Genomic DNA, 26,829 nt, shown 5'->3' on the forward strand with positions numbered 1-26,829 from the left:
TCGGGAGGTGCGGAGGGTAAGTTATTGATGCAGAGGCTAATCCTACGGTTCGATGTTTTGGCTCCGGAGCAGAAGAAAGCTTCAAGTGGACTGAAATTGATTCTGAGAAGGGTTGATTGCAACACGGGATTAGGCATTGGAACAACTTGGACGATTCCATATGCTCGGAAGAATATTGGGGAAAGAAAAATCGAAATGAAACACGAGGTCAGTGACCAATCTGCAGGACCGTTGACAGCTAGGCCGACTAATTCCGGAGAACGCAAGCCGATTGATATGCACGTGCATATCGTGGGTAATGGCGCGGGAGGATCGGGATGCCGATTGCATTTGAGTGGATGGCACAAGCCGCTGGCGTCGATGATGCTGAAGGGGATTGGCTTGCCGAAAGAGGCGTTGACCGGCGATCTTGAGGGCTTGTATGTGGCGAAGTTATTGGAGTGGGTGCGTGGATCATCGTTGGGAGCGATTGTGATTTTGGCGCAGGATGAAGTGCGCAACGAAAAGGGAGAGGTGATGCATGGTGTGGGTTCGTTCTACGTGCCGAATGATTATGTGCTGAAGCTGGCGCGAGAGAATGCGGAGTTCCTGCCAGCCGTTTCGATACATCCAGCACGGCCTGATGCGATGGAGGAATTGGAGCGTTGCCTGGCAGAAGGTGCGGTGATGATGAAGTGTTTGCCGAATTGTCAGAATATTAATTGCGGCGACAAAAAGTTTACAAAGTTTTGGGAACGGATGGCGGAGGCGAAGTTGCCATTGCTTGCGCATACGGGAGGTGAGCACACGGTGCCGGTGGTGCGCAAAGAATTTGCGAACCCGAGAATATTGGAGTTGCCGTTGAGATGCGGAGTGACGGTGATTGCGGCGCATTGTGCGACGAAAAGTGGTTTGACTGATCCGGAGTATTTTTACGATTTCGCGAAGATGACGGAGGAGTTTCCGAACTTATATGGGGATACCAGCGCGTTCAACGTGCCTCTGCGCGGGCGGCATATTGATAAATGCGTATTGCGGCCGCTGGTGGAACGGATGGTGCATGGCAGTGATGTTCCGGTGCCGGTGAGCGGGATCTGGGCGTGGATGCGCGGCTATCTGGATTGGGATAGTTTACAAAAATGGGGTGAGAACCCCAATGTGCTGGAAAGAGATTATCAGCTCAAACTCGCCATGGGGTTTCCTATGGAATGCTTTACCCGGATTCACGACATCATGAGGCCCGTTGGGAAGAATTCTCCAAAGTAGCAATTCATGGGGTTTCCTTCTGCTTTTCCTTGAGGTTCAGGAGCTTGTAGAAAATTGCTCATAGGCTGTGGAATCGAAGCCGTTTATAAAAATAAAAACCGGGCTAGTCAGTCAGGGGGTGACCGAAGAGCCCGGGGAATTTTCGAATTAGTACAACAGTAGGATTACGTAGACAATCGATCCTAGCCTGTACCAAGCCAAGACCGAAACTCTTAAAGGGCTATACAAAGAACAATTTTATCGTAGCCCGAAATTCAATGCGTAATCTTATGGCTATCTAATCACGAGACCTTGGTCATGTCAACACCCGACCCAAGGTATTAGTTGCGCTTTCCATCATCATTAGGCTTTAGCCTTATGAGCCATCTTGAGCGTAAAACAAGCTAACATCGCAATTGGGCATGGGCAAATTTTTCAATGAAATAATTACAAATTGTTTTGCGGCCAATATTCCTGTTTACAGGCCATGGGTGGTTGTTAGTATCTGGCCAGCAACGCGCACGCATGAAGAAAATTGAAGCCATCATCAAACCGTTCAAACTCGAAGATGTAAAAGAGGCGCTCTCAGAAATGGGTGTCGAGGGCATGACGGTTTCAGAGGTAAAAGGATTTGGTCGTCAGAAGGGGCACACCGAGATTTATCGCGGCAGCGAATACACGGTCGATTTTCTTCCTAAAATCAAGCTGGAGATTGTGCTTGCGGATGCCCAGGTAAACGATGCGGTGGCCGCCATTGTGAAGGCGGCGAAGACGGGAAAGATTGGTGACGGAAAAGTCTTTGTCAGTCCCATCGAGAATGCGGTTCGCATTCGCACCGAAGAAACCGGCGATAAAGCTGTTTAATATTTTTTTCAATTTCCCCGTTCTAATCAGAACGGGGTTTTTTGTGACTGAACCTAAATAACAACAAGAATGAGCACACCTAAGAATGTGATTGATATGGCCAAGAAGCAGGGGGCCAAAATGGTGGACATTAAATTTGTCGACACCTTTGGAACCTGGCAGCACTTCACCGTGCCTGTGGCCGAGTTAACCGAAGAAGTTTTTGAAGAAGGATTTGGATTTGATGGTTCCTCCATCCGCGGTTGGAAGAGCATCGAAGCTTCAGACATGCTGGCCATGCCTGATCCCAATACTGCCTTCATCGATCCATTCTGCGCAGCGCCCACTCTGAGCCTGACCTGCACCATCGCGGAAACCGGCACCAAGGAAGCCTATAACCGTGATCCTCGCGGTATCGCGCAACGCGGTGAAAAATATCTCACCTCCACCGGTGTTGCCGACACGGCCGTATTCGGCCCGGAAGCTGAGTTCTTCATTTTCGACAACGTGCAATATGATCACAAGCCCAACGGCACGTTCTACAGCATCGATTCCGAAGAAGGCATTTGGAACAGCGGCCGCGATGAGATGCCAAACCTTGGTTATAAGGTCCGCTATAAAGAAGGTTATTTCCCGGTAGCTCCCACCGATACCCAGCAGGATATCCGCACCGAAATGGTATTGGTGATGGAACAATTGGGCATCAAGGTGGAGCGCCAACATCACGAAGTGGCGACTGCCGGCCAGGCTGAAATCGATTTCCGCTTTGATACGCTGGTCAAGACTGCCGACACGATGATGTTGTATAAGTACATCATTAAAAATGTGGCTCGTCGCCATGGCAAAACCGTTACTTTCATGCCGAAGCCTCTGTTCGGTGACAACGGTTCCGGCATGCACACTCATCAATCCTTGTGGAAAAAGGGCAAGCCTTTGTTCTTCGGCAAGGAATATGCCGCTTTATCCGAAATGGCGCTGCATTACATTGGCGGTATTTTGAAGCATGCCAAGGCACTCTGCGCCATTTGTAATCCAACCACCAACAGCTATAAGCGTTTGGTGCCAGGTTATGAAGCTCCGGTGAATTTGGCTTACAGCGCCAGCAATCGCTCGGCGGCAATTCGTATCCCTTCCTTCAGCAATAATCCGAAAGCGAAACGCATCGAGTATCGCCCGCCGGATCCGGCAGCTAATCCTTACCTCGCCTACACTGCATTGCTCATGGCTGGTCTGGATGGCGTGATTAACAAGATTGATCCCGGCGAACCGCTCGATAAAAACATCTATGAGCTGCCACCCGAAGAATTGGCCAAAGTGCCAAACGTTCCCGGCAGCCTGGGTGAAGCCTTGGATCATCTGGAAAAAGATCACGAATTCCTGCTCAAGGGCGACGTGTTCACCAAGGATTTCCTTGAAATGTGGGTTGCCAACAAGCGCAAGGAACATGATGCATTGCGCCTGCGCCCGCATCCCTACGAATTCTTCCTCTATTACGACGTGTAGTTCGTGAATAAGTGTTCGAGGGCACCCCGCTCGCGGGGTGCCCTTTTTTGACCTCAGAAGTTAAAAAGCCCTTGATTTTATTAGGCGAACGTCGGTTGTGAATAACTCGTGAATAAAAGTTAATATGTTGTCCTCGTAACTCTGGTGGGATTGGAATAGAACATCCCCCGCACAACCGATTCAGAAAGTTGGGCCGACGGTCGAGAAGTAGTAATCAGGGTTTCTTTTGAGATTTTTGTTTGTAAGTGGTTGCAGTAGTAAAACTTACGCATTCAATTCGGGAAAACATTAGACAAGATGATTGGGGCAATAAAAAAAACGGTGAATGCGAATGTTATTAGTCCTTGTAACCAGTGCAATGAAGGTGTGTTACGGGCGCGTTACGGGGCTAGGTGAATAAAATCATGGAAAATGGGGCATTTGGGACTATAAACATGCAAATTTCTGCGGAACATATCTGGACTGCTGCGCAAGAAAAACTGCGTGCGATGTTGAACGGTGACACTTTTAATCTGTGGTTTGCACCGTTGCGTCCGCAAGCCATCCATGGAGACTGCATCGTCTTGGAGGTGGCAAACGATTTTTGCGAGGTATGGCTTAAGGATAACTACATTGGACTGCTTCAAGAGGTTTTGACCATCACGTCCAAACGTCCCTTACAGGTAAAGTTTGTCGTGGCCACCCAGACGGCTTCGACCACACCTGCTGGCCTGGACATTCCGGAAAAAGTTAAGGTGGTTGAAGCCACCGCACCAGAGCGTTCCTCGGGCGAAGCGGCGTTCAATCCTAAAAATACTTTTGAAACGTTCGTTGTGGGTGGCAACAATAACTTTGCTCATGCGGCGGCTCAGGCGGTCGCTCAAGCTCCCGGGAAGTCCTACAACCCGCTCTTCCTTTACGGCGGTGTGGGTCTGGGCAAAACCCATTTGTTGCACGCGATCGGTCACCATGTCCTCAGCCATAAGAAAGGTGCGCGCGTGGCCTATGTGTCCTCGGAAAAATTTACCAACGAATACATTGATGCGATTCAGAACAACCAGATCGCAAAGTTTCGCAAAAAATATCGGCAGACCGATGTGCTGCTGATCGATGATATTCAGTTTTTAGCGGGCAAGGAGCGTATTCAGGAGGAATTTTTCCATACCTTCAACGCCCTGCACGAAGCGCACAAACAGATTGTTTTGACGTGCGACCGTCCTGCGAGCGAAATCCAGAACTTGGAGCATCGCCTCGTCTCTCGTTTTGAATGGGGTTTGGTGACCGACCTGCAACCGCCGGATATTGAGACCCGCATGGCGATTTTGCGCAAAAAGGCTGCATCGATGGGTGTGGAACTACCCGAGGACATTTTGAATTTCCTTGCGAATCGCATTCGTGCGAACATTCGCCGGTTGGAAGGTGCATTGATTCGTGTCGCTTCCTACGCGTCGCTGACCGGCAAGAAACTCACCATTGAAGTGGTGGAAGGTCTGTTGCGCGAAGTGCTGCACGAAGAAGGGCGCTATTCGATCAATATCGAAACCATCCAGAAAAAGGTGGCGGAGCATTTTGACATTCGTCTGGCTGACATGACCAGCAAGCGGCGGCCGGAAAACATTGCGTTTCCCAGGCAGATCGCCATGTTCCTTTCCCGCCAACTCACGGAAGGGTCGCTGAACTCCATCGGTGAAGCATTCGGCGGGCGCGATCATGGAACGGTATTGCATGCGTGCCGGTTGGTGAAGGACCGCATGGAAGTGGACCCCAGTGTGCGGCAGGTCGTAAGTTACCTTGAAAAGCAGTTGCTGCGTTGACAAACGCCAATCTGCCCGCAGATTAGTGCCCAACCTTGCAAGGGCTGCCAACAGTTTCCAGCAACGCACCGGTGATCCAGGTCAAAGGCCTCACCAAGGCGTTTCGCACGTACAAAAAGCAGCCAGGATTCGGCGGCGCAATTAAAGGTCTGTTCAATCGTAAATACGAACAGACTTTCGCGGTGAAGGATGTGAATTTCTCGGTGGAGGAGGGCGAACTGGTTGGTTTTCTTGGGCCAAATGGAGCGGGCAAAACCACCACTCTCAAAATGCTGGCGGGATTGCTTTATCCGACCACTGGTTCCGCGCAGGTGCTCGGTTATGTTCCCTGGCAGAGAGATGATGGCTATCGGCGGCAGTTTGCCCTGCTGTTGGGGCAGAAGAACCAGCTTTGGTGGGATTTGCCAGCCTTGGAATCACTGGAATTGAACGCCAGGATTTACGGCATTTCACGGGAATCACTTCAGAAGACCGTGGACGAAATGACTTCGTTACTCGACGTGAAAGACAAGCTCAACGTGATGGTGCGCGAGTTGTCTCTCGGGGAGCGAATGAAGATGGAGTTGATTGCCTCGCTGTTGCATAAACCCAAAGTGCTCTACCTGGATGAGCCGACGATTGGCCTGGATGTGATTTCGCAAAAGACGGTGCGGGAATTTCTGCGGGAGTACAACGCGAAGCAGAAGACCACCATTCTGTTGACCAGCCATTACATGGCAGACATTCAGGAACTCTGCAAGCGAGTCATTATCATTGATCACGGAACCATATTTTTCGACGGCAAGCTAAGTGAAATCATCGATCGCTTTGCCGATTCCAAACTCATAACCATCCAGTGCGAAGGGGGAAAGCAGTCTCCCTCCGAACACCTGCAGAAATACGGACAGGTCCTGGAACAAAATGCAACCGAGATCAAATTGAAGGTGAAGCGGGAGCGCGTTATTGCCGTTTGCAAGGCTTTGCTGGATGAGTTGCCCGTGAGCGATATAGATATCCAGGAAGTGCCGATTGAAGACGTGATTCGGCAAATTTTCGCGAGATAAGGCGTTTTTGGGCGATTGTGCAAGCGAGGTTCCGGCCATCAAATTACCCTGTGCGGCGTAAAGCACACCTATTCCCACAAAATTTTTCTTGAACTGAGCTTGAAGATGATATGAGATGGCGCCGACATGGGTAGTTATTCTCACCAGCTTTTAAGCAGACGCCAAGGAGGTGCGGTTGGGCAGGCCAGGTGCCAACTTCCCACTAATCTGATTCCGTAAATGGTGCGAAGTTTGTGTCAGGATTTTGTTCGTAACATCTTTTCGGCCGCTTCCAATTGTTCGCGATTTCCTAAAAGAAGCACCTGATCGCCAGCGACGATTTCATGGTCTGGTCCCGGATTCACAATGGCCTCACGATTTCGCTCAACAGCTACGAGATTCGCCCCAGTATGGGTTCGGAGTTTGAGTTGATCGATTCGCTTTCCAGCAGCGCCCGATCCCGGTTCGATGACAACTGTTAGCAATTCAGCATGAGCAAGAATTCCCTGGCGCGAAGGTGCTGCCTGATCCTGCCGGGGAACGGGAGGTTGCGCGAATGTTTCCTGCAAAGCGATCTGTGCCTTGGAATAAAGTTTGATGAAGGAACGCCACAGGAACACCGTGACCAGGGCGACAATGAGCAAAAGTGCGCCCAACACTTCAATCGGGGGCAGCAGGGTCGAACTCAAGGCGACAACAAAAAAACCAAGACCCACGACTCCGGCAAGGGGAATGATCTGGGATATGACCGCGCGAATGCTGTCAGTTCGGTCGCCAGCAGTGGCGCGTTTGACACTGAGTTCGGCAATCAACAATCCGAGAGCCTGCAGTTTTCGAAAAGTGGCAATTAAAAGCGGCAAGCTGCAGAGGACGGCGGCCAGCCACAAAATGGATTTGAGCTCGGCATCTCCACGGGCACGCTTTGGCAGCCATTCGGGCTGACGGCGCGCCAGATAGGCGTCGGCAATAAATATTGCGGAAATTAGGGCGAGATTTAAGCCAATTTGCCAAAACCACCTACGGATGAGCTTGCCGGAGGTCGCCTTGGAACTGGAGTTGCCTAATTGACCAACCCAGCGGGTATACACCGCCAGATAACCAATGATCGAAGGTGGCGCAAATCGGTCAATAAGCGTGACCACTCCATCGGCGCCCTTGATTAAATAGGGTGTAAACAAAGTCGTGATGGCGGAAACTGTCACGGCGATGGGGTAAAGGAATTTGCTGGTAACGCCCAGAGTCAGTCCCAGCGAGGCGATGATGAATGAAAATTCGCCTATTTGCGCCAGTCCCATTCCCACCCGCAGTGAAGTGCGAGTGTCGTTGCCGGCCAGAAAAGTGCCGAACGAACAACTTAATATCTTGCCCACCACCACCGCCACGGTGATCACAACAATGGGCAGTGCGTACTCAACGAGCAGCCCAGGTTCAATCAGCAGCCCAATCGATACAAAGAAAATGGCGCTAAACATGTCACGAATTGGTTCCATGAGATGTTCGATCTTTTTGAGTTCTCTCGCCTCGGCGATGACCGCGCCGATGATGAAGGCTCCCAAAGCCACGCTGTAGCCGAGTTTAACCGCCAGCAGGCATACGCCGAAGCAAAGACCCAGAATCGTGATGAGCAGGACTTCGTTACTCCTGAACCGGGCCACATATCCAATCAACCGGGGAAGAGCCAGCAAACCCACAATCAGCACAACCACCAGGAAGATGCCTAGGCGTTCGACCGTTGAGACGACCTCTGCCAGCTTCAGTGAGCCGCTCATGGCAATACCCGAGAGCAGGGCGATCATCACGATGGCCATGATATCTTCGACGATCAGGATGCCGAAGATGAGTTCGGCAAACCTCTCCTTCGATTTGCCCAAATCATTCAACGCCTTGATGATGATAGTGGTTGAGGAAATCGAAAGCATGGCTCCCAGAAAGAGACTGTCCATGTTGTTCCAGCCGAAGAGCCGGCCAATTTCGTATCCCGCCCATCCCATGAGCAGGATTTCAGAGGATGCGGCGATGAAGGCAGTGGCTCCAACTTGCTTCAGTTTTCTCAAACTGAACTCAAGGCCGAGTGAAAACATCAGGAAAATGACGCCAAGTTCGGAAAGGGTTTTGATGGTCTCCTCATCCCTGATCAAGGGGAAAGGAGGTGTGTGCGGACCAATGATCACTCCCGCGATGATATATCCGAGGACGACTGGTTGCTTGAGACGATGAAAAATCACCGTGACTACTCCCGCAACGAGCATCACCACCGCCAAATCTTGAAGGAATATAACCGCGTGCGAACCCATGAGCTTTCAAAGTACGCTCTGGAGTCGCGTTGCGTCAATGCTGGCTGGTTAAGGCAGCAGGGCAGGCATCTCAATGCCACCGCAATCCGGTGGAAAAACAATTGATTTTGCGAATTGGCGCAGCTCCGAAGTCCTGCTACGGCTAATGCGTCATGAATTGAGACGCCCCAGCCACCATATTCCAGACGAACCAGCCGTAACGTAAACTACCCGCATTGGAAGCAGGCAATGCGGGTAGTTTAAAAATGATCTGATTTCGTGTCGAGAAAAATGGTGTGGCGGCAAAAACTCTGGGGCAGAACCCATTTAAGTAGGTGGCAAGATGTTCGATCATATTTCCGAAATCGCCGAGTCAAAGAAACCCTTTATTGTCACGGTTTTCGTCGCTCGAGGTGCATGATTTGTGACCGAATTTTTTGCCGACTACTTAGATACGTCTGCCCTAGATGAAGCAGGATTGGCGACAAGCTTTGTGTTTAAGCCCGAGTTTATTGGCAACACAGTCCAATTACCTCCGATCGCAGGATTAGAGTGCGCGCGACCATCGGTGCAAATGGCGCATTGGAGCGGGGCAGGGCGGTAACAGATTTCGTTCAATAACCACTGCGCCATACCGGGTCTAAAGCAACCAGACCTTGCCTTGTGTGCCATCGACACGGACATGCTGACCGCTCTTAAGGTGGGTGAGGGATTGCTTGACTGACATCACGGCTGGTATGCGCATTTCGCGTGCGGTCACTGCCCCATGTGAAAGCGGGCCACCACTTTCAGTGATCACGGCTGCAGCGGTGTAAAACAACGGCGTCCAGGTGGGATTGGTTGTCCGCGCCACGAGCACCGCCCCTTTGGGGAACCGGGCGAAGTCTTCCGGTCCCAGCACAATGAAGACCGGTCCCTCTGCCTGGCCGGAACTGCCGGCCAACCCAGAGAGAACAACGCCTTCAAAAGTTTCCTTCTGCTTTTTCTCACCTAAAATCCATTCGGGCTGGCAGGCTTTATCCTGCAGGCAAGCGGCCTTCTGCTGGCGGACGAGCGTCGAAAACTCCTTCCACCCAGTCTCATTGTCGATATCAATGGCATGGCTGATCTGTTCGATTCGCGCAAAGAACAAGTCCATGGAGTCGGAAAGAATACCCTGCCTCACCAAACGCTCTCCCATTTCCCGCAACCCGCGACGCAACAAGGGAGTGAGCCGGGTGGTTTGGTAATGTTCCAAATCATCCAACGAGGTATACAGACGGGCAAGGCGAATGAGTTCTGCGAAAAAGAAGTGCAGGTCCCTGGGAATTTTTTGGTAGAGTTCAATTTCGGCTTCCAACATGCGATTCTTCAAATCGCGTTCCTTGTCTGTCGGGGATTGAGTGGTCGGTGACTGGAGTGCCAGCCGAATGTTATCGAGAACAACCCAGGGCATTTCGATCCAGGTAGGCGAGTAGGCATCGAAATCCATCTCACGGTGCCCGTGGTCGTGAAGGAACTTCTGAAAACGATCATTGAACTCCGGGAATCGTTGCAGAGTATGATTTGCGATTACTTCCTGCGAGCTGCATTGTTGCAACAGGACTTCCAGGCCCGGTTGGGAGCGGACCATGGAGGCAAGTTCAAACAGCTCTTTATTGATAATACCGGTTTTGGTTTCGCAGAAAGCCATCAGGCGGTCGAACAGGGAGTTGGCCGTTTCCGAATCAAAGTTCATCGCCAGCAGCCGTTGCAGCAGTCGATGAAGCGTGCTGTGAGTGATGGAAATGGCGATGTTGGGCTGGAAATATTCGGCGCCGTGTTCGTTCACGGCGAGCACGTGTTTCCACACCTCACGCAAACTTTTATCTTTCAGCGATGCGGATTGGAATGCGCCAATACGGATGAGATGTTGATCCAGATCGCGCAGCCATCGCGAAGGCAGTTCCTGAACCCAGCGAAATTCCTGCCGAATGGCGGGAATGGCGGCGACGAGTTCCTCAACGTTGCGCACGGAGAAGGGTGTTCGACGGCAGTAGAGTTCAACAATCGCCTGGTTGCCGTAAATATAATGATTGTGCATTTCAAACCACTTGCCGTGATAGGCGGGAAAGCCCATCAACTGAAATGAAAAGCTCAGCGACCGATGGAAACCGTGCTCGACGAAATCCCAGGTCAGGGGAGTGAGGGCGTTGGGAAATCTTTCGGCCGATTCATCGCGAGTCCAGCGAGGCGGAATGGTCGTGACCGGGCGCGATTGCATCAAATACAAGGTTTCATCGGCAAATCCCCACTCGATATCCTGGGGAAACCGGTAGCTGGCTTCGACTTGAAGCAGCAGTGCAGCCAGTTGTTCCAGTTGTGTTTTGTTCAGGCATGGTTTGCCTGCTTCTTCGGACTCGAGATGCACTTCCCGTATTCCGCTGGAAGAGCTGATGACCTTTCTCGATTTGCAGGCAATTTGCGCAGAGCGAAGAGCGCGGGTGGATTTATCGATGATGTACTGGTCGACCTCCCCTTCGCCGCTGACAACCGATTCGCCGAGGCCGAAATTTGCGTTCAGAATCATTTCGCTCAAATCCCCGGTCACTGGGTTAATACTGAATCCGACGCCGGCCACTTCGCAGTCGATCATCTGCTGAACCACGACCGCCATGACGGCCTGAGCGTGGTCAAAATGTTTTTGGTGGCGATAGGCGATGGCGCGGTCGGACCAGAGCGAAAGAAAGCAGGCTTTGATCTTTTCCAGGATCAGCTCCGGCGTGGAGCAATTGAGAAAGGTTTCATGTTGTCCGGCGAACGCTGCTCCAGCCAGATCCTCAAGAGTAGAGGAGGAGCGGACAGAAAAGCTTTGTGCCACAGGGAATTTGGCGAGCTGCGCGTGCACCTCGCTGACCAATTGCTGAGGCAACGGTATTTTGGCGAGATCGCAACGCAGCTCTTCGCTTTCCGTGCGCAACCGTGCGGGAATGGTAAAAGAGAATCCATTTACTCGCTGCATCAAATCTCCCTGGCTGGAGATAAAATCCTTGTAGGCTTGTGTGCTGACCACAAAGCAGGGTGGAACTGGAAAGCCGCGTTGGGTGAGGATGGCGAGGTTGGAACCTTTACCGCCGGCGAATTCCGGTTTGGCCGCCAGGGAATCATCAATCGTGAGAGTGTAGTTCATAAGTTTTTGGTGTTGAGTGCAGTCACAGGTAAATCGGCGGCGCTTTGCGCAGGATGGGTTGTTGTGCTTTTGAGCGGAAACTTGTTGGCGAGCCAGAGAGCGAATCCGGCCAGGGCGAAGCCACACAATACGTCGATGGTGTAATGATAGCGGAGATAAATGGTCGATAGCCAAAGGCCCAGGCAGGGAATAAGAAGACATTTAAATCTCTTGGGACAATGACGACGATCAAAAAAGAGCAGGAAAGCCGTGACCGCACAATGCAGGCTGGGGAAAACATCGACGCCATTACTCCCATGCACCACCAAAGCAGCATTCCATTTGGTGAAGCACCAGCCGGTCAGTGGAATGGTAAAACGATCTGCCATTGCAATGTGCGGTCCGCTGGCGGGCAGGAGTGAGTAACCGAGGAAGCCAAGGCCGTAGATCGTAAAAAGTCCGACAAAGAATTTTTTCAACACGTCGAGATTGCCGAGAAAATAGGTAATCAAGCTGAAGGCCAGATAAGGAAAGAAAAGGAGATAACAGAAACTGAAGAGTTCCGTGAAAACCGGGTGCACAAAAGCTTGCCAACGGAGGCTGAGACTGCCGCCCAGGAGAAGATCATCCATTCGTTGCAGCAGGGTATCCATGTGCGCCGGTTGGATTTGTGGTATGGCGATGCTCATGTGGGCATAAATGAGGTTCATCGCCACAGGATAGAACAAAAGCCGAAGCCGCCAGCGTGTGGGAGTTTCATGACGAAGACAAAAGCCGACTACCACGAGGTTGAGAGCGAGGACGGAAGAGTAAAGCAATGCTGATGGACTAGATAGACCAGTCGCGAACACCAGCCGCAGCCACGTGATGACGAGGAAGCATCCAAAGAAAAGCTCGTGCGGCAGCAGTGAGATGTTTTTATTCAGCTTCATTGGGCAATGAACTGAGTAACGATTTATGGCGGGCGAGCATGGGAGCGCGAAGTTCCGGATAGCGCATCTGGTTATGAAGAGCGACGGTTAGCTTCTTCGTAAGAGGATACAACTTCAGGCCTGCCCAGGTGAACGCAACATACCCCAGCAGGAGTAGCGGTTGCCCGAACAGGATCGCTACCAAAGACACTATTCCAATCCAGAGCACAAAAATGGGGAAGCCCACGAGGATGCGCCAAAGGGTGATGACGTTACGATCATCCGCCAACCTCTGTCCGGCAAACCAACCAGCAAGAAACGGTGGCAAATTTAAAAGGATGGCAGCACTTACAATTGGCGATGCCAACAGCAGTCCCAAGACATATAAAGCGACTGAGCCTGAAGGAAAGAGCGGGACACCCTGGTGAAGCAGCAGCTTTCTGGCAGTTAATTCGGGCTTCAATTTATTCCAAGCCGTGAACTCAGCCTCGGTTTTGGATTTTTCCAAAGACTTGAGGGTTTTGAAATAGGATCGAGAAGTTCCGAGGCTGGCTGCGTATGCCAAGCGTTGAATGATCTCCTGATGCTCAGCACTGCAAACATTGATCCCGACTGTTTCCAAAGCCGTTTGCACGCGACGTTTCATTCCGCGCAACTGTTCAAACTGGCTGTGGTCTGCCGGCAACTCGGTGGAGATTGGCTCGCCGACGACGACCTCAACCCGGCTGCGAAAACCCCAGGGACATTCATAGTGAATGCCGAGCGGAATGACCTGCAGCGCCGGGCCGCCCGCGCGAAGGTAATCGAGCAACAGCCAGATGGCGCCGCTCTTAAAGGGCAGGTGGCTCGGTCCCAGCGAACTTGTGCCTTCGGGAAAAATGAATAATTCGCCTCCTGCCTGCAAATGTGACAGACATTGTTTGAGAGCAGTCTCGTTGAGGCTGCGGTTGCCTTCATCTTTCAGGCGATTCACCGCGATGCCATGAAAGAAAAGACGAGCAAACCAATTTTTGCGAAGTTGGGTTGAAATGAGAAACGTCGGTCGGCGCAAAACCCGGCGGTAAACGAAGCCATCTACAGCACCATTACGATGTAAACCCAAATAAAGAACCGGACCAGTTTGCGGCAACCGCTCCGGGTGAATGACCTTAATGCGCGAGAAGTACAGCCTGACAACCCAACGGTTTAGCAAGGCATACCAAATGGCGGACAAGGACTTAGTCCCCTCATTCTGCCGGGCAGCAGAACCGGCAACCGAACTCAATTCCATTGAACCCACAACTCTCATTGGCAACACAGTGCATCAGAATGAAGGGGCTGTGTTAATTGATAAAAAACAGGGTTTATCGATTAAATCGATGGTTGTCCGATGCCTGGCATGCCAGCCGCAAAAATATCAAACCGGAGGGATTTTAGAAATCGGAAGGATGAGCTGAAGCTAACTTCCTGGACTACTTTCAGGTTGGGTCTGCAATGTTTCGGCGTTTGGTGTTTCTGGCAGTGGAGTGGAGAATTCGTGACCGATGACGGCGAGAACGGCAATGGAGCCGACAGCGTAAATGGAGGCGGTGGCAAAGATGGTTGTGCGCATGCCAATCCAATCGGCGAGGCTGGTGACAAGCAAGGTAGCAATGGGAAACAGTCCAAAAAGACAGATACCAGCGACGGCAGATACCCGGCCACGCAGGTGATCCGGCGCGCGCTCCTGCACTATTATGTTCGCCAGACCGATGCAGGTGGAGGCTCCAATGGAAAGGAGAATGAGGCATCCTGCAGCAATCCAAACGCGATGCGTCCAGGCCATTCCCATCAAGGCGATCGTGACGGCGATGATTGCCAGCGCGAGACGAGCCCGCCTGCCGCTGCGGGAGACACCCAGTAGCGTGATGGAACCGGTGAGCGAGCCGATGCTGGAAATGGACATCAAAATGCCGAGTTGTCTGGCTTCGACATGCAAAATATCCCGAGCATAGAGCGGCATCATTACGATCATGACCGGCACGACAAAGAAAGTGGCAATGCAGCCCAGCAGCAACATGGCCCAGGTTGGTTTGTCGGAGCGAACATGTTTAAAGCCTGCCTTCATGCTGCCTGAGCGTTTTTCCTTTTCTTCCTCTGAATGAGGCGCCCTGCGTGGAATGGTCAGCAGGGCGATGATCAAGGCTACAAAGCTGATGGCATTCACGAAAAAGGCGGAGGAGGTGCCCCAGAAACCGATGAGAAAACCGGCTGCGGAAGGGCCGATTAAACGTGTGGCATGAAAGACCGAGCGGTCAATGGCAACCGCAGTGGCAATGTCGCATTTCTCAACCAGTTCCGGGACCATGGCGGAGGCGGCAGGCATTTCGAAGGAATTGGAAATGCCAAGAACCACGGCGACAACCAGGATATGCCAGATTTGAATCTGGTTTTTAGCGACGAGGAAACCGACGGCGACGGCGAGAATGATTTGAACCACCTGGGTGATGAGGAGGATGGTGCGTTTGTTATGGCGATCAGCAAATTTGCCTCCCACCATCGTCAGCAACAGCATGGGTATGCCGGAAGCGAGTTGGATTTTGGCCAGATCGACGGCTTTGACCGTGAGCGATGTCATCACCCACATTTGGGCCATCGCCTGCATCCAGGTGCCGGTCATGGAAATAGCTTCGCCCGTCATGTAGCGGCTGAACGCTCCCCGGCGTAACAGCCCCATGGCTTTGGCGAAAGTAGGTCTGGGCTCACTGCTCATTCTCAATTTAGCGACCGGACAAGGGAACGTATAAAGGGCAACATGGCAAATCAATTCGGCTGCCCGGGTGCAACGAGTTTTATGCTCGCTACGGCAGGCAGAGTGAATAACATCGAGAAAAATGATCCGAAGGTGTTTTTGGCAATATGTACTTGGTGCATTGTTCCTTTTTGCTGTGCAGGCAAAGCTTTTGGCGCATGGGGACTTACATGGACGGATCGCAGCGCTAACCATCCAGATAAATGCGGAGACGAATAATCCGCAACTCTATCTCGAGCGCGGGGAGTTGCATCGATTGCATGAGGAATGGGAGGGGGCGCTGGCCGATTTCAACCGGGCTGCAGCACTTGATCCAACCTCAAAACTGGCCGAGTTGGGTCGTGGCAGAGCTCTGCTGGGGGCCGGGAATCCAAAAGAGGCTTTGCTGGCTTTGGAGATTTTTCTTAAGGCCTTTCCGCATCACATTGAAGCCCGCCTGACCTATGCCCGCGCACTCTCGCGCTTGAATCGGCCTGCGGAGGCGGCTGAGAACTTCAGCCAGGTAATCCAACTCACGCCTGATCCCATGCCGGACTATTATCTCGAACGTGCACGCATGTTGGTTTTGGCAAACCGTTTGGACGAAGCATTGAACGGCCTGGATGAAGGCATCAAAAGAACGAAGGCTGTGGCCTCTTTGCAACTGCCGGCAATCGATTTGGAAATTCAGCAAAAGCATTTCGATGAGGCTTTATCCCGACTGGATCAATTGTCAGCCCTGGCTCCCCGAAAGGAAGCCTGGGCGGCGCGACGTGGAGAAATTCTGGAACTGGCCGATCGAACGACGGAGGCGCGAGCGGCTTACATGTCAGGATTAGCATGGCTGCAAGATTTGGCGCCGGCACGACGCCAGACACGCATGATGGTGGAGCTGGACCACCGGTTGCGTGAAGGATTGGAACGGTCGGAAACAAAAGAATTCCAGTTGAGAGCAGAGGTAAAAAAGTGAGAATGCCGATGTATGCCAAATCGAAAAACTTCGAGCGCCTCGTGATGATTTTCAGCCTGCTGCTGGTGGTTGTGGTGGCCCAAGCCACTACCGTAACCCGCGGGCCGTACCTGCAAATGGGGACATCGAGCGGAATAATAGTTCGCTGGCGTACGGATGCCACTAACGAGAGCAGCGTGATTTACGGCACTAATCTCGCAGCGCTCAATTTCACAAACGCTGACTCAACGCCAACAACCGAGCACGAAGTCAAGCTCACCGGTTTGTCTCCCGATACGCGGTATTACTACGCGATTGGCGATGCGATCGGAGTCCTGGCGGGAAATGATACAAATACTTTTTTTGTAACGGCGCCGCTCGCCGGAGTGGCGCGGCCGACGCGCATTTGGGTGATTGGCGATGGAGGTTGGGCCAACGGGGATCAGGCGGCAGTGCGGGAGGCCTACTACAATTTTACCGGTACGAACCATACGCATCTTTGGCTGCTGTTGGGAGACAATGCCTATTACACCGGCACCGATGCGGAGTACCAGAGCGCCGTATTTGACTCGTATAACAGTATGTTGCGAAAATCCGTGGTTTGGCCCACCTTGGGAAATCACGATTCCGCCTTCTCCACCGAATTTACCACCAACTATCCTTACTTCTCGATCTTCACCCTTCCAGCCAATGGGGAAGCTGGGGGCGTTGCTTCCGGCACAGAACATTATTACTCATACGATTATGGGAATATCCATTTCGTTTGTCTTGATTCCATGACAGCCGATCGTTCATCGAATGGAGCGATGGCCAATTGGTTGAGGACTGATCTGGCGGCGAACACCAACACCTGGCTCATAGCCTTTTGGCATCATCCACCTTATACGAAGGGATCGCATGATTCTGATACTGAAATTGAACTGATGCAGATGCGGCAGAATTTTGTGCCCATCCTGGAGGATGCGGGTGTGGATTTGATTCTGTCGGGACACAGCCATGATTATGAGCGGTCCTATTTCATGGACGGCAATTACGGGCCATCCTCTGCCCTCAACACCAATACCATGTTCATCAATGGCGGTAGCGGTCGCGAGACGAACGGTGTCGGTGCCTACATGAAACTTGAGGGTGGTCCGATTGGACATCAAGGGGCCGTGTATGTGGTGGCAGGATGTTCAAGTTCCATGGAGGGAGGGCCGTTGAACCATAATGCAATGTATGTTTCGTTGAATTCGTTGGGCTCGGTCGTGATTGACGTTGCCAGCAACCGTTTGGACGCGCTCTTTCTGAGGGAGACGGGGGAAACGAATGATTGGTTTAGCATTGTGAAGGACAGTTACGGTCCCCTGGCAGGCAATCTGGTGGTTCGCGCTGATTCCTCAACGAATTTGTTATTCCAGGCGGGAAACACCAATCAACATGGTTCGTGGTATGCGTTAACCAGCGCGCCCACCAACGGGTTGATAAGAAACTTCAACCCTCCGACAGGGACGTTCACTTATACCCCCGTGCGCGGATCAACCAACGGCGACTCGTTTCAATTTGCCGTTACGGATGGGCAAACCAGCAGCCCTCCCGCGCTGGTGAACATTGCGGTGCAATCATTGAGTGACACCAATCACAACGGGATGGATGATGCCTGGGAGCGTCTTTACGGAGTGAGCGATCCGAATGGTGATCCTGATCAGGATGGCATGACAAATTTGCAGGAATACCTGGCGGGAACCAACCCGCAGGATGGTAATTCCTGGCTGCGCGTGGGCAAGATAGTAGGAGATGCCAGCCAGCATATGATTTTAACCTGGCCCTCCATAGGCGGAGTGCGTTACCGGGTTCTTTACAGCAACGGAGACGCAAATGGAAATTTCAACGGGACGTTTGTGCCGATCGTGCGGTCAGTAGAGTCGGAAATGGCCGCAGGCGCGGTGGGCTCACCGTCGAGCCTGAGTTTTACCGATGATTTTTCTTTGACTGGCGCATCGGTAAATGGGAAGCGGTTTTACCGCATCCAGGTTGTGCGCTGAGTTTGAACGGGCCAGGGCAGGTTCCACGAACCCATTTCCTTCAACCCTGCGATTCGTTTCAAGTATTGCAGGTTGCTTAGGCTTCAGCGGCTCGAAAAATCCAGACCTTTCAGATCAACCATGTAAGCACAAGAGTAACTAAGGTATGCATTCGAGGGCATCCGCGGAATGACTTTTAGAAAGTCAGAGTGTCTCGAATTGGGACGTGGTCAAGGACGGGTGGAGGGCGGCACTGGGTTTGTTGCGTTGAAATCAAAGGGTGGACTTTAAAATTGCGTACAAACATGTAGGTGCTTTGGCAATGGTCTGGGTTTTGCTTAAGAACAATCCGCCGATAACGATTTGTAAACAAATGAACTCCGAGGCAAAGCTATTTGGATTGCCGCTGCGAACTTTTTCCAAGATTGCGGCTGGAATGGTGGCTTTTCTTGGGACATTCGTCCTGATTGGCTGGGCAGCAGACTTCAAATTCCTGCTTCAAATCATTCCCGGGATGCCGGCCATGAATCCGTTGACGGCCGTCTGCTTCATTCTGGCCGCCATTTCCCTGATTTGTTCACAGCAGACTCCGGGGACAGCTCCTGACCCGCTCCTGGTGTACATCGGCCGCACCTGCGCTGCATTTATAGGCCTGGCAGCGCTCCTGAAACTTGCAAGCTCGTTGACAGGCTGGGGTTTTCAAGTGGATCAACTGCTCTTTCGTCACGAGTTGGCTGCTCAATCGGTTCATTTTCCCAGGGCCATGTCGCCTAACACGGCCATCAATCTGTTCTGCTGTGCGGCGGGACTGGTCACCCTGGACAAGCGGACGAAGCGTGGTCAATGGCCGGCTCAATATCTGGCCATCTGGACAATGCTGTGGGCCTGGCTGACACTGGTCAGTTACCTTTTTGATTCCCGATCCTTTTATTCCACGACGAGCTATGTGCCGATGGCGTTGCATACCTGCGCAGCCTTTGTGGTGTTAACTTTGGGCATGCTGACTGCAAGGCCGGAGCATGGTATTATCGCAACACTCTGCAGCATGGAAGTGGGAGGCAAGATCACGCGCCGGTTGATGCCGTTGGCCATTTTCATTCCTTCCCTGTTGGGCGGGTTGAAGATGATCAATCATGGGACCAGTTTGTTCGCGGCCGATTTCAGTGTGTCCATGGTGGTGATAGCGAGCATTGTCATTTCCATGGCAATTATTTGCGGCATTGGAGCGGCGTTGAATGATTCAGCGAGAGAGCGGCGGAGAGTGCAGCGCGGATTGCGCGACTCGCAGCGGCGGTTCCGATCCATCTGGGAGCATTCAGCGGATGGAATGCGGTTGACCGATGGGGAGGGAACGATGATCGACGTCAATCCGGCGTTTTGTGACATGGTGGGTATCAGGGCGGAGGAACTCCTGAACAAACCGATTTCCGAGCTCTTCGCGGATGATGAGGATCCCAGGCGGAGTCTGCAAAAATATAAGGAACGTTTTCGGGCTGGGATGATTGATCAAAACCTGGAAAAACAGATTAAATTCCGTTCAGGCAGGGTGGCAGATGTGGAAGTTTCCGTATCGTATGTGGAATTGGAGGGTGGGAAGCCTTTGTTGCTCTCCATATTCCGGGACATTAGTGAGCGCAAGATCGCCGAGACGCAGATTAGGGAATTGAACGAGGTGTTGGAGCGGAGAGTAGCTGAGCGCACTGCAGAATTGGAAGCAAGCGAGCAACGCTATCTATTTTTGGCAGATTCCATGCCCCATATTATTTGGACAGCGAAGCCGGATGGCAGCCTCGATTATTTTAACCAAAGGTGGGTTGAACACACCGGCCTGAATCTCGAAGAGGCGAAAGATTGGGGTTGGCAGGCGGCCATTCATCCGGAGGATCTGGAAAGCTGCATGGCACGATGGAGCCAGGCTTGTGAGACGGGTGAGAGCTTTGAGACAGAATACCGGCTTAGACAGGGCTCTGATGAGGTTTACCGCTGGCATTTGGGACGGGCTCTGCCACTCCGGGATGAAAAAGGTGACATTGTCCAATGGGTTGGAACGTGCACGGATATTAATGATTTAAAGCAGGTGCAGGATGAGTTTAAGCGCCTCAACGCGGATTTGGAGAAAAGGGTTGAGGACAGGACCAATGCCTTAACGAAAGCGAACCTGGCGCTGGAGAAGGATCTGGATAAGCGCAAGCTGGTCGAAGCTTCCCTGGCGAGGGTTAAAGCCAAACTGGAAGCCATTTTGGATGCGGCCACACAGGTGGCGATCATCGCGACTGATACAAACGGGATCATCACCATGTTCAATCCAGGCGCGGAGCGCATTTTGGGTTATACCAAAGAGGAAATGGTCGGGAAGGTCACGCCTGAGAGGTATCATGTTCCGAATGAAGTGGAGAGTTACGGTGCGCAACTGAGTGAAGAATTTGACCGGACGATTGCCGGATTCAGTGTTCTCGTGGAGCAGGCACGGCATGTTGGCTATGAAGAGCGGGAATGGACCTACGTACGGAAAGACGGCCTATTGATACCCGTAAGCGTGGTCGTTACGGCCTTGCGGGAGGCAGATGGCAAAATGGTTGGATTCCTGGCAATCGTCAGGGACGTTTCCCGGCGGAAGGAAGCAGAAGCGGAATTGCGGGCCAGCGAAGCGCGTTTCCGTGCGCTGTCAGCGTCATCGCCCATTGGAATTTTTCAAACTGATCTGGCCGGGAATTGCCTTTATGCAAATGCCCAATGGTTGCGTCTGGCTGGCTTGAGATCGGATGAAGTGACGGGCCTGGGCTGGACAAATGCGATTTATCCACCGGAGCGTGATGAGGTGATGAAAGAAATGGCCGCCTGTTCCAAAGAAGGCAGGGAATTTACGCGAGAATTTCGGGTGCAAACACCGGAAGGAATCGTGCGCTGGGTACGTTCGCGGGCAGCCACCATCATGGCCCAGGGCAAAGCGGTGGGATACGTTGGCACGACGGAGGATATTACTGAGCGCCGAGCCGCGGAGGAGCAATTGCGCCGCTTCGCCGCCGATGTGGAGAACACCAACAGCGAATTGAAGGAGGCACTCGCGAAAGTGAAAACGTTGCGGGGCCTGCTGCCGATCTGCTCTGGTTGTAAAAAGATTCGGGACGACAAGGGGTATTGGAATCAGATTGAGTTTTTCATCCGTGACCATTCTGATGCCAACTTCAGCCACGGAATGTGCCCGGAATGCGCGAAGCAATTTTTCCCGGGGTTCGTGGCCGTCTCCGGTAGAACTCAAGGGCGGTGAGGCCCAGGGACAGGCGGACTGAACAAGAGCGATGAATATTCTTTCATACATGCTTTCTGAGAAGTCGGTGCGATACTTCCAGCGGAAGCCGGGGGAATTCGATGCTTTTGGATCGTGCGTCTGAGGCTTGCGAACAGGCTAGGGATGCGGAACCTGGCTTTTCTTTCACCGGAGTATCTGGGGGGGGGCGGGTTGACGTAACAAGGCGGGAGCGGAAGTTGTAATCCACCGTTGCCTGTTCTCTCCATTTGCGCAAAGGCGAATAATAATAGAGATTATTTTAAACGCGCTATATGACGCGAATGAAAACTCAGATAATCTTTTTACTCCATGACTTCGCAACCTGATTCCCCATCGCCATCAAACGCCGACCAGCCTCGGCAGAACTTGCAAGCCCTGCGCCAAAGCATCCTGGATTTGCACAAGACATTGATCGATTCCGAAAAGGTTGGATACGAGCAGACTTTCGGCCCGATTGAATCGCAAAACAAATTTCTGCAATTGCTGATCAGCGACCCGTGGTTCGCCTGGTTGCATCCGTTGTCTGAGTTGGTGGTCGTGATGGATGAGACTTTGGATGGCGAGGAGCCGGTGACAGCCGAGATCGTCAAGCGCTTTGCGGCAGAGACCAAAGCTTTATTAAAAGCTTCCGAGGAAGGCGAGGGATTCGAGCGGAGCTACTTTGAGGCGTTGCAGCGCGAGCCGGATGTGGTGATGGCGCATGCTGAAGTGGCCAAAAGGCTGAATGTCAACTGAGTTGCCTTGGGCATTGGAAATCAGGAAAGTTTTCTGTATTTAGTCGTCGCATGAGAACAAAGGTTAAGCCCATTCCGGACGTAGCTCCGCAAGAGATGCAAAAGCGATTGGCAGATTTTTATGCGAGGATGGCGTTGCAAAAAGGCGCGTGAGAAAACCTGTTGCACGATTCAATGGAGATTATTTGTTTCACCTCGGCTGCGGATTTCCGGCAATGGCTGAAAACGAACGGTGGTAAAGCCACCGAGGTCGTGGTCGGCTTTTATAAAAAGGATTCAGGCAAAAATGGCATCACCTATGCGGAAGCTTTGGATGAGGTGCTTTGCTTTGGCTGGATAGATGGCGTGCGGAAGCGGATTGACGGGTTGAGTTACATGATTCGGTTTACGCCACGAAAGCCGAAGAGCATCTGGAGCAAGGTAAACATCAAACGGGTAGAGGCCTTGAAGGAACTGGGACGCATGCAGGCGACGGGTTTACAGGCATTTGCGAGACGTGATCCGGCGAGGTCGGGCATTTACTCATTCGAGAATGCGGAGCGAAAGCTGGAGGCCGCTGCGGAGAAGCGGTTCAAAGCGAATAGGAAGGCGTGGGAATTCTTCCGGGCGCAGGCACCGTGGTATCAGCGGACAGCCAGTTGGTGGGTGATGAGCGCGAAAAGGGAGGAGACGAAGTCAAGACGGTTGGAACAATTGATTCAGGATTCGGAAAAGGGGCAAAGGCTGGCTCATCTGGCCAGGAAGGTCTGAGCTTTCAATGGGCGGGAGTGCAGCAGAGACGGGCTGCCTTCGTCACGCTGGTCGCTCATGGAGCATCACTCAGGAGAAACTCCAGATCCTGCATGGTGAGGCTTTGGGCAAACTTTTCTTCACCGAGAACATCGTCAGCGAGGGAGGATTTCTGCTTCTGCAGTTGCCGGATTTTTTCTTCAATGCTCTCCTTGATCAGCAGTCGATAGGCAATGACATTGCGTGACTGGCCGATGCGGTGGGTGCGGTCGATGGCCTGGTTTTCCACGGCCGGATTCCACCAGGGATCAAAAAGGACGACGTAGCTGGCGGCGGTCAGGTTGAGGCCGAAGCCGCCGGCCTTGAGCGAAATGAGAAAGACTGCCGCACCTTCAGTTGCCTGAAACCGTTGTACCAACTCGCCGCGGTTTTCGGTGTCGCCTGCCAGGTAAAATAAGGGCCAGCCTTTGGCTTCGATGTCGGTTCGCAGGATGTCGAGCATGTCCACGAACTGGGAAAAGACGAGGACTTTTTGGCCTTCCTCCACCAAGGGTTCGAGTTGTTCGAACAAGGCGTCCACTTTGGCGCTGCTGGCGCGGGATTCCGGTTTGACCAGCCGGGGATGGCAGGAAATCTGACGGAGACGCAGCAGCGAGGTGAGAAAATGAAAGCGCTCTTTAGCGAACTCCTTTTGGGTTTTGACTCGCAGGAGCATTTGCTGCGCACGTTTCAATTCAGCGCGGTAAAGCGTTTTTTGTTCCCCTTCCATTTCGCAGTACAAATCCTCTTCGATGCGGTCGGGCAGATCCTTGGCGACTTGGGACTTGGTGCGTCGCAGGAGAAAAGGGCGGACACGCGCAGAGAGGCGACGCCGGGCAAAGGGATCCTCTTTCGCATCATACAGACGGGCAAACTGAGTGCGGCTGCCGAGAATGCCAGGCATGGCGAAGTTCATGAGGCTCCATAAATCGAGCAGGCGGTTTTCGATGGGAGTTCCGGAAAGAACGAGCCGGTGTTGCGCCTTCAAGGCGCGTGCCACCTGGGCCGTCTGAGAATTCGGATTTTTGATATATTGCCCTTCATCCAGAATCACGGCCAGCCAGTTCACGGGTGCGAGCGATTCACCAATGAGGCGGAGCTGGCTGTAATTCATCACGTGCAGATCGGCTTCATTCAGCGACCGGAGAAGCTGGTCGAGGCTGCTGGCCGTCCAGACCTTGACTTTCAAACCGGGGGCAAAACGAGCGGCTTCGGCGCACCAATTGTCCATCACGCTCTTGGGACATACGACCAGCGAAGGGGTGATTTGCGCCTTGCCCGAGCCGCGCAACCATTGCAGCCAGGAGAGGGTTTGCAACGTCTTGCCCAGCCCCATGTCGTCGGCAAGAATGCCGCCGAAACGATTCTCCGCGAGATAGGCCAAAAAATGAAAGCCTTCCTGCTGATAGGGGCGGAGCGTGGCTTGAATCGATTCGGGAAGAGCCAGGGTGACGCGTGCCTTGATTTCCCCGGCCCGGCGTTGAACGTTCTCGAACTGTTCTTCCGGGAGAAATTTTTTCGCGGAATGCTCCGCTAATTGAAGAGCGTGGAGCCGTTGCGGCGCGGCGGTCAGTTCGCGGGGATTCAATCCCAGTCGGGCGAGTTGTTCATCCTCTTCGGCGTCCAGGTTGAAGTGGAGTTTGCGCCAGCCCTTGCCTTGCAGCCGCACATAGCCGCCACGGGCGTTGAGCAGCAGGTTGAGTTCCTCCTGAGTAAGCGTGGTGTCGGTGACATCAAGAACAACCCGCAAATCGAACCAATCCATTTCCGCTTCGGCAACATCCAGCCGGACGCGACCGGCGATGGCATCCTGGGCGAGAGAGGCGAGCTCGCCTTTTAATTCAATTTTAATCTCGGACGGCAGTGATTTGAGCCAGACGGCAAATTGTTCCGGAAATTTTTTGGTGACCCGGATGGACCACAGGCCGGCGTAGCTTTCCCAGCGGGCATCGAAAGCGGTCAAAAGGGAAGAAGCGTCGTAGAGAGAACTCCGGTCGAAAAGCGTAATGGCCTCATTCTTCGCTTTCTTTGAAGAATGCAACACTTGCGACTGGGCATTAAGCCACGAATTTCCATTCCAGATTTCCACAGCTTTGCCATCCGGGGATTGAGCCTGAATTTGAATCGTGCAGATTTCACTATTGCTTCCGGGATAACTTTCCGCGAGCGCACAGGTGATGGCCAGATGCAAAGGAATCGTGCGCACACGCTCGCGAAGGCGCGGCGGCATTTCCAGGTTGAGAGAATGAAGGAGCATCGCGCCGGAACGGCTCTCCAGAGCGGGGGCGGGAATTAAATTATCGCGATTGGGCGCCAAGATGTCGCTCTCGGTTGAAGGTCCGCGGAAAACGGCGGCGCGGGTGACGAAGAGCGCCGGGCGGCCCTCGATCTCGCAGAGAACCGGAGGCATCGGCAAGCCATCTGTGCGTTCCAAATAAAACCGGTAATCGCCGGATGTGTCCGCCGGGGAATCAAATCGCCAGCGGAGGGTGGCATCCGGTCGCTCGAAAGGCTGGCCTTCAGTATTGACGAGCAAGTCGTTGAATTCGGGCATGCGGAAGAGGCGCCCCAATTTTTTAAGCGGGGAGGCATCCGAGTAAGGCAGTTCGGGACGGCTGCCAAAATCCAGGCGCGAAGAAAACGTCTCCCACAACCATTCCAATTCAGGAGCGAGCACGGTACGGCCATTTTGCAACTCGCCTTGTAATGTCCTGGCCTGGGCTGCCTTGACGGCTTCGAAGTTTTCGCGGCCCGGAAGCTTCCATTCCAGGACGGCAGCTTGTTCAGTGAAGCGGACACGCAACTGGCATGGATTGGTTTTTGTGGCAACTGCTGGCGCGGACCAGGACAGGGATTGATCGAGGGTTTGTTTCCATTGCTCGATCTCCTGCTCACGCCGCCAGGATTGCAATTTTTGCCTGATCTCGTCCAGGTTGGTTACAGGTTGCAGGAATGCGGGCACAGAGGAGCCTTGTTCCTGAACTGCGTTGGCCACATATAACCAGAATTCCCGCAATGTATTTGGAAACGAAGGCCAGATGTGCAAGGGGCCCCAACCGTTCACTTTCAGCTTTAGCCCAAGCTGTTCAAAATGCCATTGGCTGATGTTGCCGTAGCGAGTGCATTCTTTGTAGATGCGATCGAGCCTTTTAAGAAATGACTTTTCTTCGGCCTTCAGCGCCCGATTGAGCGCTCGTTTTACATCGTCGGCAAAATTTCCCGAGGAGGGTTTTGGTTTGGAGGAGGGTTTACTGGCGGTTGAAGGGGCTGATCCATCACTCAATTGGTGCATGGAGGGGGAACTGTATTCCGCCAATAAGGCTCTCATGGCTGCATAGATATGTTTGCAGTCAAAGCCGATGGGGCAAGAACAGTCGGCATCCCAGCCGGCTTGAGCGTCGAACCAGAGAGTCACCCTGTAAATTTGAGAGCCTTCAATCGTTGCGGAAAATTCATTCGGGGAAGTTTGCCGAATTGCAGGAATGCGGTCCTGAACGAAATATCTTTCACCACGCGCCTGCGCGTTGGAGGGCAATGAGTGCATGAACTCACTGGCTTGCACTGCTGTGGAAGGCAAAACGAGCGTCGGCATCTTTAATAAAAGCCTACGGCAAACATGGCCTGCCGCAAGTCAACAAACA

General features: G+C 52.7%; 16 protein-coding genes. 10 read left to right on the top strand and 6 right to left on the bottom strand.

Annotated features, from left to right (window positions below):
* The first annotated feature begins 195 nt into the window (after window positions 1-195).
* The 5 genes from CFLAV_RS05200 (at window position 196) to CFLAV_RS05220 (ending at window position 6,406) form a co-directional block, all read left to right on the top strand.
* Window positions 196-1,245, top strand: a complete 1,050-nt coding sequence (locus tag CFLAV_RS05200) for an amidohydrolase family protein (protein ID WP_160164490.1) — start codon at window positions 196-198, stop codon at window positions 1,243-1,245.
* 504 nt (window positions 1,246-1,749) lie between these two features.
* Entirely contained in the window at window positions 1,750-2,088 is a 339-nt protein-coding gene (locus CFLAV_RS05205) for a P-II family nitrogen regulator (protein WP_007413599.1), read from the top strand.
* A gap of 69 nt (window positions 2,089-2,157) precedes the next feature.
* Window positions 2,158-3,570 carry a type I glutamate--ammonia ligase gene (glnA, locus tag CFLAV_RS05210; RefSeq protein ID WP_007413600.1) on the top strand — a complete coding sequence of 471 codons (1,413 nt, stop codon included), beginning with the start codon at window positions 2,158-2,160 and terminating at the stop codon, window positions 3,568-3,570.
* Between the two features lie 434 nt (window positions 3,571-4,004).
* On the top strand, window positions 4,005-5,363 hold the full coding sequence (dnaA, locus tag CFLAV_RS05215) for a chromosomal replication initiator protein DnaA (RefSeq protein ID WP_040547091.1): 1,359 nt from the start codon (window positions 4,005-4,007) through the stop codon (window positions 5,361-5,363).
* A gap of 71 nt (window positions 5,364-5,434) precedes the next feature.
* On the top strand, window positions 5,435-6,406 hold the full coding sequence (locus CFLAV_RS05220; RefSeq protein WP_007413602.1) for an ABC transporter ATP-binding protein: 972 nt from the start codon (window positions 5,435-5,437) through the stop codon (window positions 6,404-6,406).
* Window positions 6,407-6,642: 236 nt separating this feature from the next.
* On the opposite strand, the gene CFLAV_RS05225 is transcribed toward CFLAV_RS05220, so the two are convergent.
* The 5 genes from CFLAV_RS05225 to CFLAV_RS05250 all read right to left on the bottom strand — a co-directional run bounded on the left by CFLAV_RS05225 (window position 6,643) and on the right by CFLAV_RS05250 (window position 15,427).
* A complete protein-coding gene (locus CFLAV_RS05225; RefSeq protein WP_007413603.1) occupies window positions 6,643-8,679 on the bottom strand; it encodes a monovalent cation:proton antiporter family protein in 2,037 nt (678 codons plus the stop codon).
* Window positions 8,680-9,298: 619 nt separating this feature from the next.
* A complete protein-coding gene (locus CFLAV_RS05235; protein ID WP_007413605.1) occupies window positions 9,299-11,806 on the bottom strand; it encodes a PEP/pyruvate-binding domain-containing protein in 2,508 nt (835 codons plus the stop codon).
* The gene (locus CFLAV_RS05240; RefSeq protein WP_007413606.1) at window positions 11,803-12,717 is read right to left on the bottom strand and encodes a phosphatase PAP2 family protein; all 915 of its coding nucleotides are present in this window, start codon (window positions 12,715-12,717) and stop codon (window positions 11,803-11,805) included. Before CFLAV_RS05240 ends, CFLAV_RS05235 begins: the two co-directional genes overlap by 4 nt.
* On the bottom strand, window positions 12,704-13,966 hold the full coding sequence (locus CFLAV_RS05245; RefSeq protein WP_007413607.1) for a 1-acyl-sn-glycerol-3-phosphate acyltransferase: 1,263 nt from the start codon (window positions 13,964-13,966) through the stop codon (window positions 12,704-12,706). The genes CFLAV_RS05240 and CFLAV_RS05245 overlap by 14 nt, the downstream gene beginning before the upstream one ends.
* 168 nt (window positions 13,967-14,134) lie before the next feature.
* Window positions 14,135-15,427, bottom strand: a complete 1,293-nt coding sequence (locus CFLAV_RS05250; RefSeq protein ID WP_007413608.1) for an MFS transporter — start codon at window positions 15,425-15,427, stop codon at window positions 14,135-14,137.
* 121 nt (window positions 15,428-15,548) lie between these two features.
* Between CFLAV_RS05250 and CFLAV_RS05255 the strand changes: the two genes are divergently transcribed.
* The 5 genes from CFLAV_RS05255 (at window position 15,549) to CFLAV_RS05275 (ending at window position 23,170) form a co-directional block, all read left to right on the top strand.
* A complete protein-coding gene (locus tag CFLAV_RS05255; RefSeq protein WP_007413609.1) occupies window positions 15,549-16,415 on the top strand; it encodes a tetratricopeptide repeat protein in 867 nt (288 codons plus the stop codon).
* Window positions 16,416-16,417: 2 nt separating this feature from the next.
* Entirely contained in the window at window positions 16,418-18,418 is a 2,001-nt protein-coding gene (locus tag CFLAV_RS33645; protein ID WP_007413610.1) for a metallophosphoesterase, read from the top strand.
* A 352-nt stretch (window positions 18,419-18,770) separates the two neighbouring features.
* Window positions 18,771-21,665 carry a PAS domain-containing protein gene (locus tag CFLAV_RS05265; RefSeq protein ID WP_160164491.1) on the top strand — a complete coding sequence of 965 codons (2,895 nt, stop codon included), beginning with the start codon at window positions 18,771-18,773 and terminating at the stop codon, window positions 21,663-21,665.
* Window positions 21,666-21,995: 330 nt separating this feature from the next.
* Window positions 21,996-22,421, top strand: coding sequence for a hypothetical protein (locus tag CFLAV_RS05270; protein WP_007413612.1), 426 nt, complete (start codon window positions 21,996-21,998; stop codon window positions 22,419-22,421).
* Window positions 22,422-22,594: 173 nt separating this feature from the next.
* On the top strand, window positions 22,595-23,170 hold the full coding sequence (locus CFLAV_RS05275) for a YdeI/OmpD-associated family protein (RefSeq protein ID WP_007413613.1): 576 nt from the start codon (window positions 22,595-22,597) through the stop codon (window positions 23,168-23,170).
* Between the two features lie 55 nt (window positions 23,171-23,225).
* Here the strand turns inward: CFLAV_RS05275 and CFLAV_RS31860 are convergent, their stop codons facing one another.
* Window positions 23,226-26,780, bottom strand: a complete 3,555-nt coding sequence (locus tag CFLAV_RS31860) for a DEAD/DEAH box helicase (RefSeq protein ID WP_007413614.1) — start codon at window positions 26,778-26,780, stop codon at window positions 23,226-23,228.
* Window positions 26,781-26,829 lie beyond the last annotated feature (49 nt).

The sequence above is a fragment of the Pedosphaera parvula Ellin514 genome, from assembly GCF_000172555.1.
In the GTDB taxonomy this organism is placed as follows: Bacteria; Verrucomicrobiota; Verrucomicrobiia; order Limisphaerales; family Pedosphaeraceae; genus Pedosphaera.

Coding starts and splice junctions, on each gene's coding strand:
- CFLAV_RS05225 (WP_007413603.1), bottom strand. CDS start 8,679: ATGGGTTCGCACGCGGTTATATTCCTTCAAGATTTGGCGGTGGTGATG.
- CFLAV_RS05255 (WP_007413609.1), top strand. CDS start 15,549: ATGATCCGAAGGTGTTTTTGGCAATATGTACTTGGTGCATTGTTCCTT.
- CFLAV_RS05245 (WP_007413607.1), bottom strand. CDS start 13,966: ATGGAATTGAGTTCGGTTGCCGGTTCTGCTGCCCGGCAGAATGAGGGG.
- CFLAV_RS05275 (WP_007413613.1), top strand. CDS start 22,595: ATGGAGATTATTTGTTTCACCTCGGCTGCGGATTTCCGGCAATGGCTG.
- CFLAV_RS05240 (WP_007413606.1), bottom strand. CDS start 12,717: ATGAAGCTGAATAAAAACATCTCACTGCTGCCGCACGAGCTTTTCTTT.
- glnA (WP_007413600.1), top strand. CDS start 2,158: ATGAGCACACCTAAGAATGTGATTGATATGGCCAAGAAGCAGGGGGCC.
- CFLAV_RS33645 (WP_007413610.1), top strand. CDS start 16,418: ATGCCGATGTATGCCAAATCGAAAAACTTCGAGCGCCTCGTGATGATT.
- CFLAV_RS05205 (WP_007413599.1), top strand. CDS start 1,750: ATGAAGAAAATTGAAGCCATCATCAAACCGTTCAAACTCGAAGATGTA.
- CFLAV_RS05265 (WP_160164491.1), top strand. CDS start 18,771: ATGAACTCCGAGGCAAAGCTATTTGGATTGCCGCTGCGAACTTTTTCC.
- dnaA (WP_040547091.1), top strand. CDS start 4,005: ATGCAAATTTCTGCGGAACATATCTGGACTGCTGCGCAAGAAAAACTG.
- CFLAV_RS05270 (WP_007413612.1), top strand. CDS start 21,996: ATGACTTCGCAACCTGATTCCCCATCGCCATCAAACGCCGACCAGCCT.
- CFLAV_RS31860 (WP_007413614.1), bottom strand. CDS start 26,780: ATGCCGACGCTCGTTTTGCCTTCCACAGCAGTGCAAGCCAGTGAGTTC.
- CFLAV_RS05250 (WP_007413608.1), bottom strand. CDS start 15,427: ATGAGCAGTGAGCCCAGACCTACTTTCGCCAAAGCCATGGGGCTGTTA.
- CFLAV_RS05200 (WP_160164490.1), top strand. CDS start 196: ATGAAACACGAGGTCAGTGACCAATCTGCAGGACCGTTGACAGCTAGG.
- CFLAV_RS05235 (WP_007413605.1), bottom strand. CDS start 11,806: ATGAACTACACTCTCACGATTGATGATTCCCTGGCGGCCAAACCGGAA.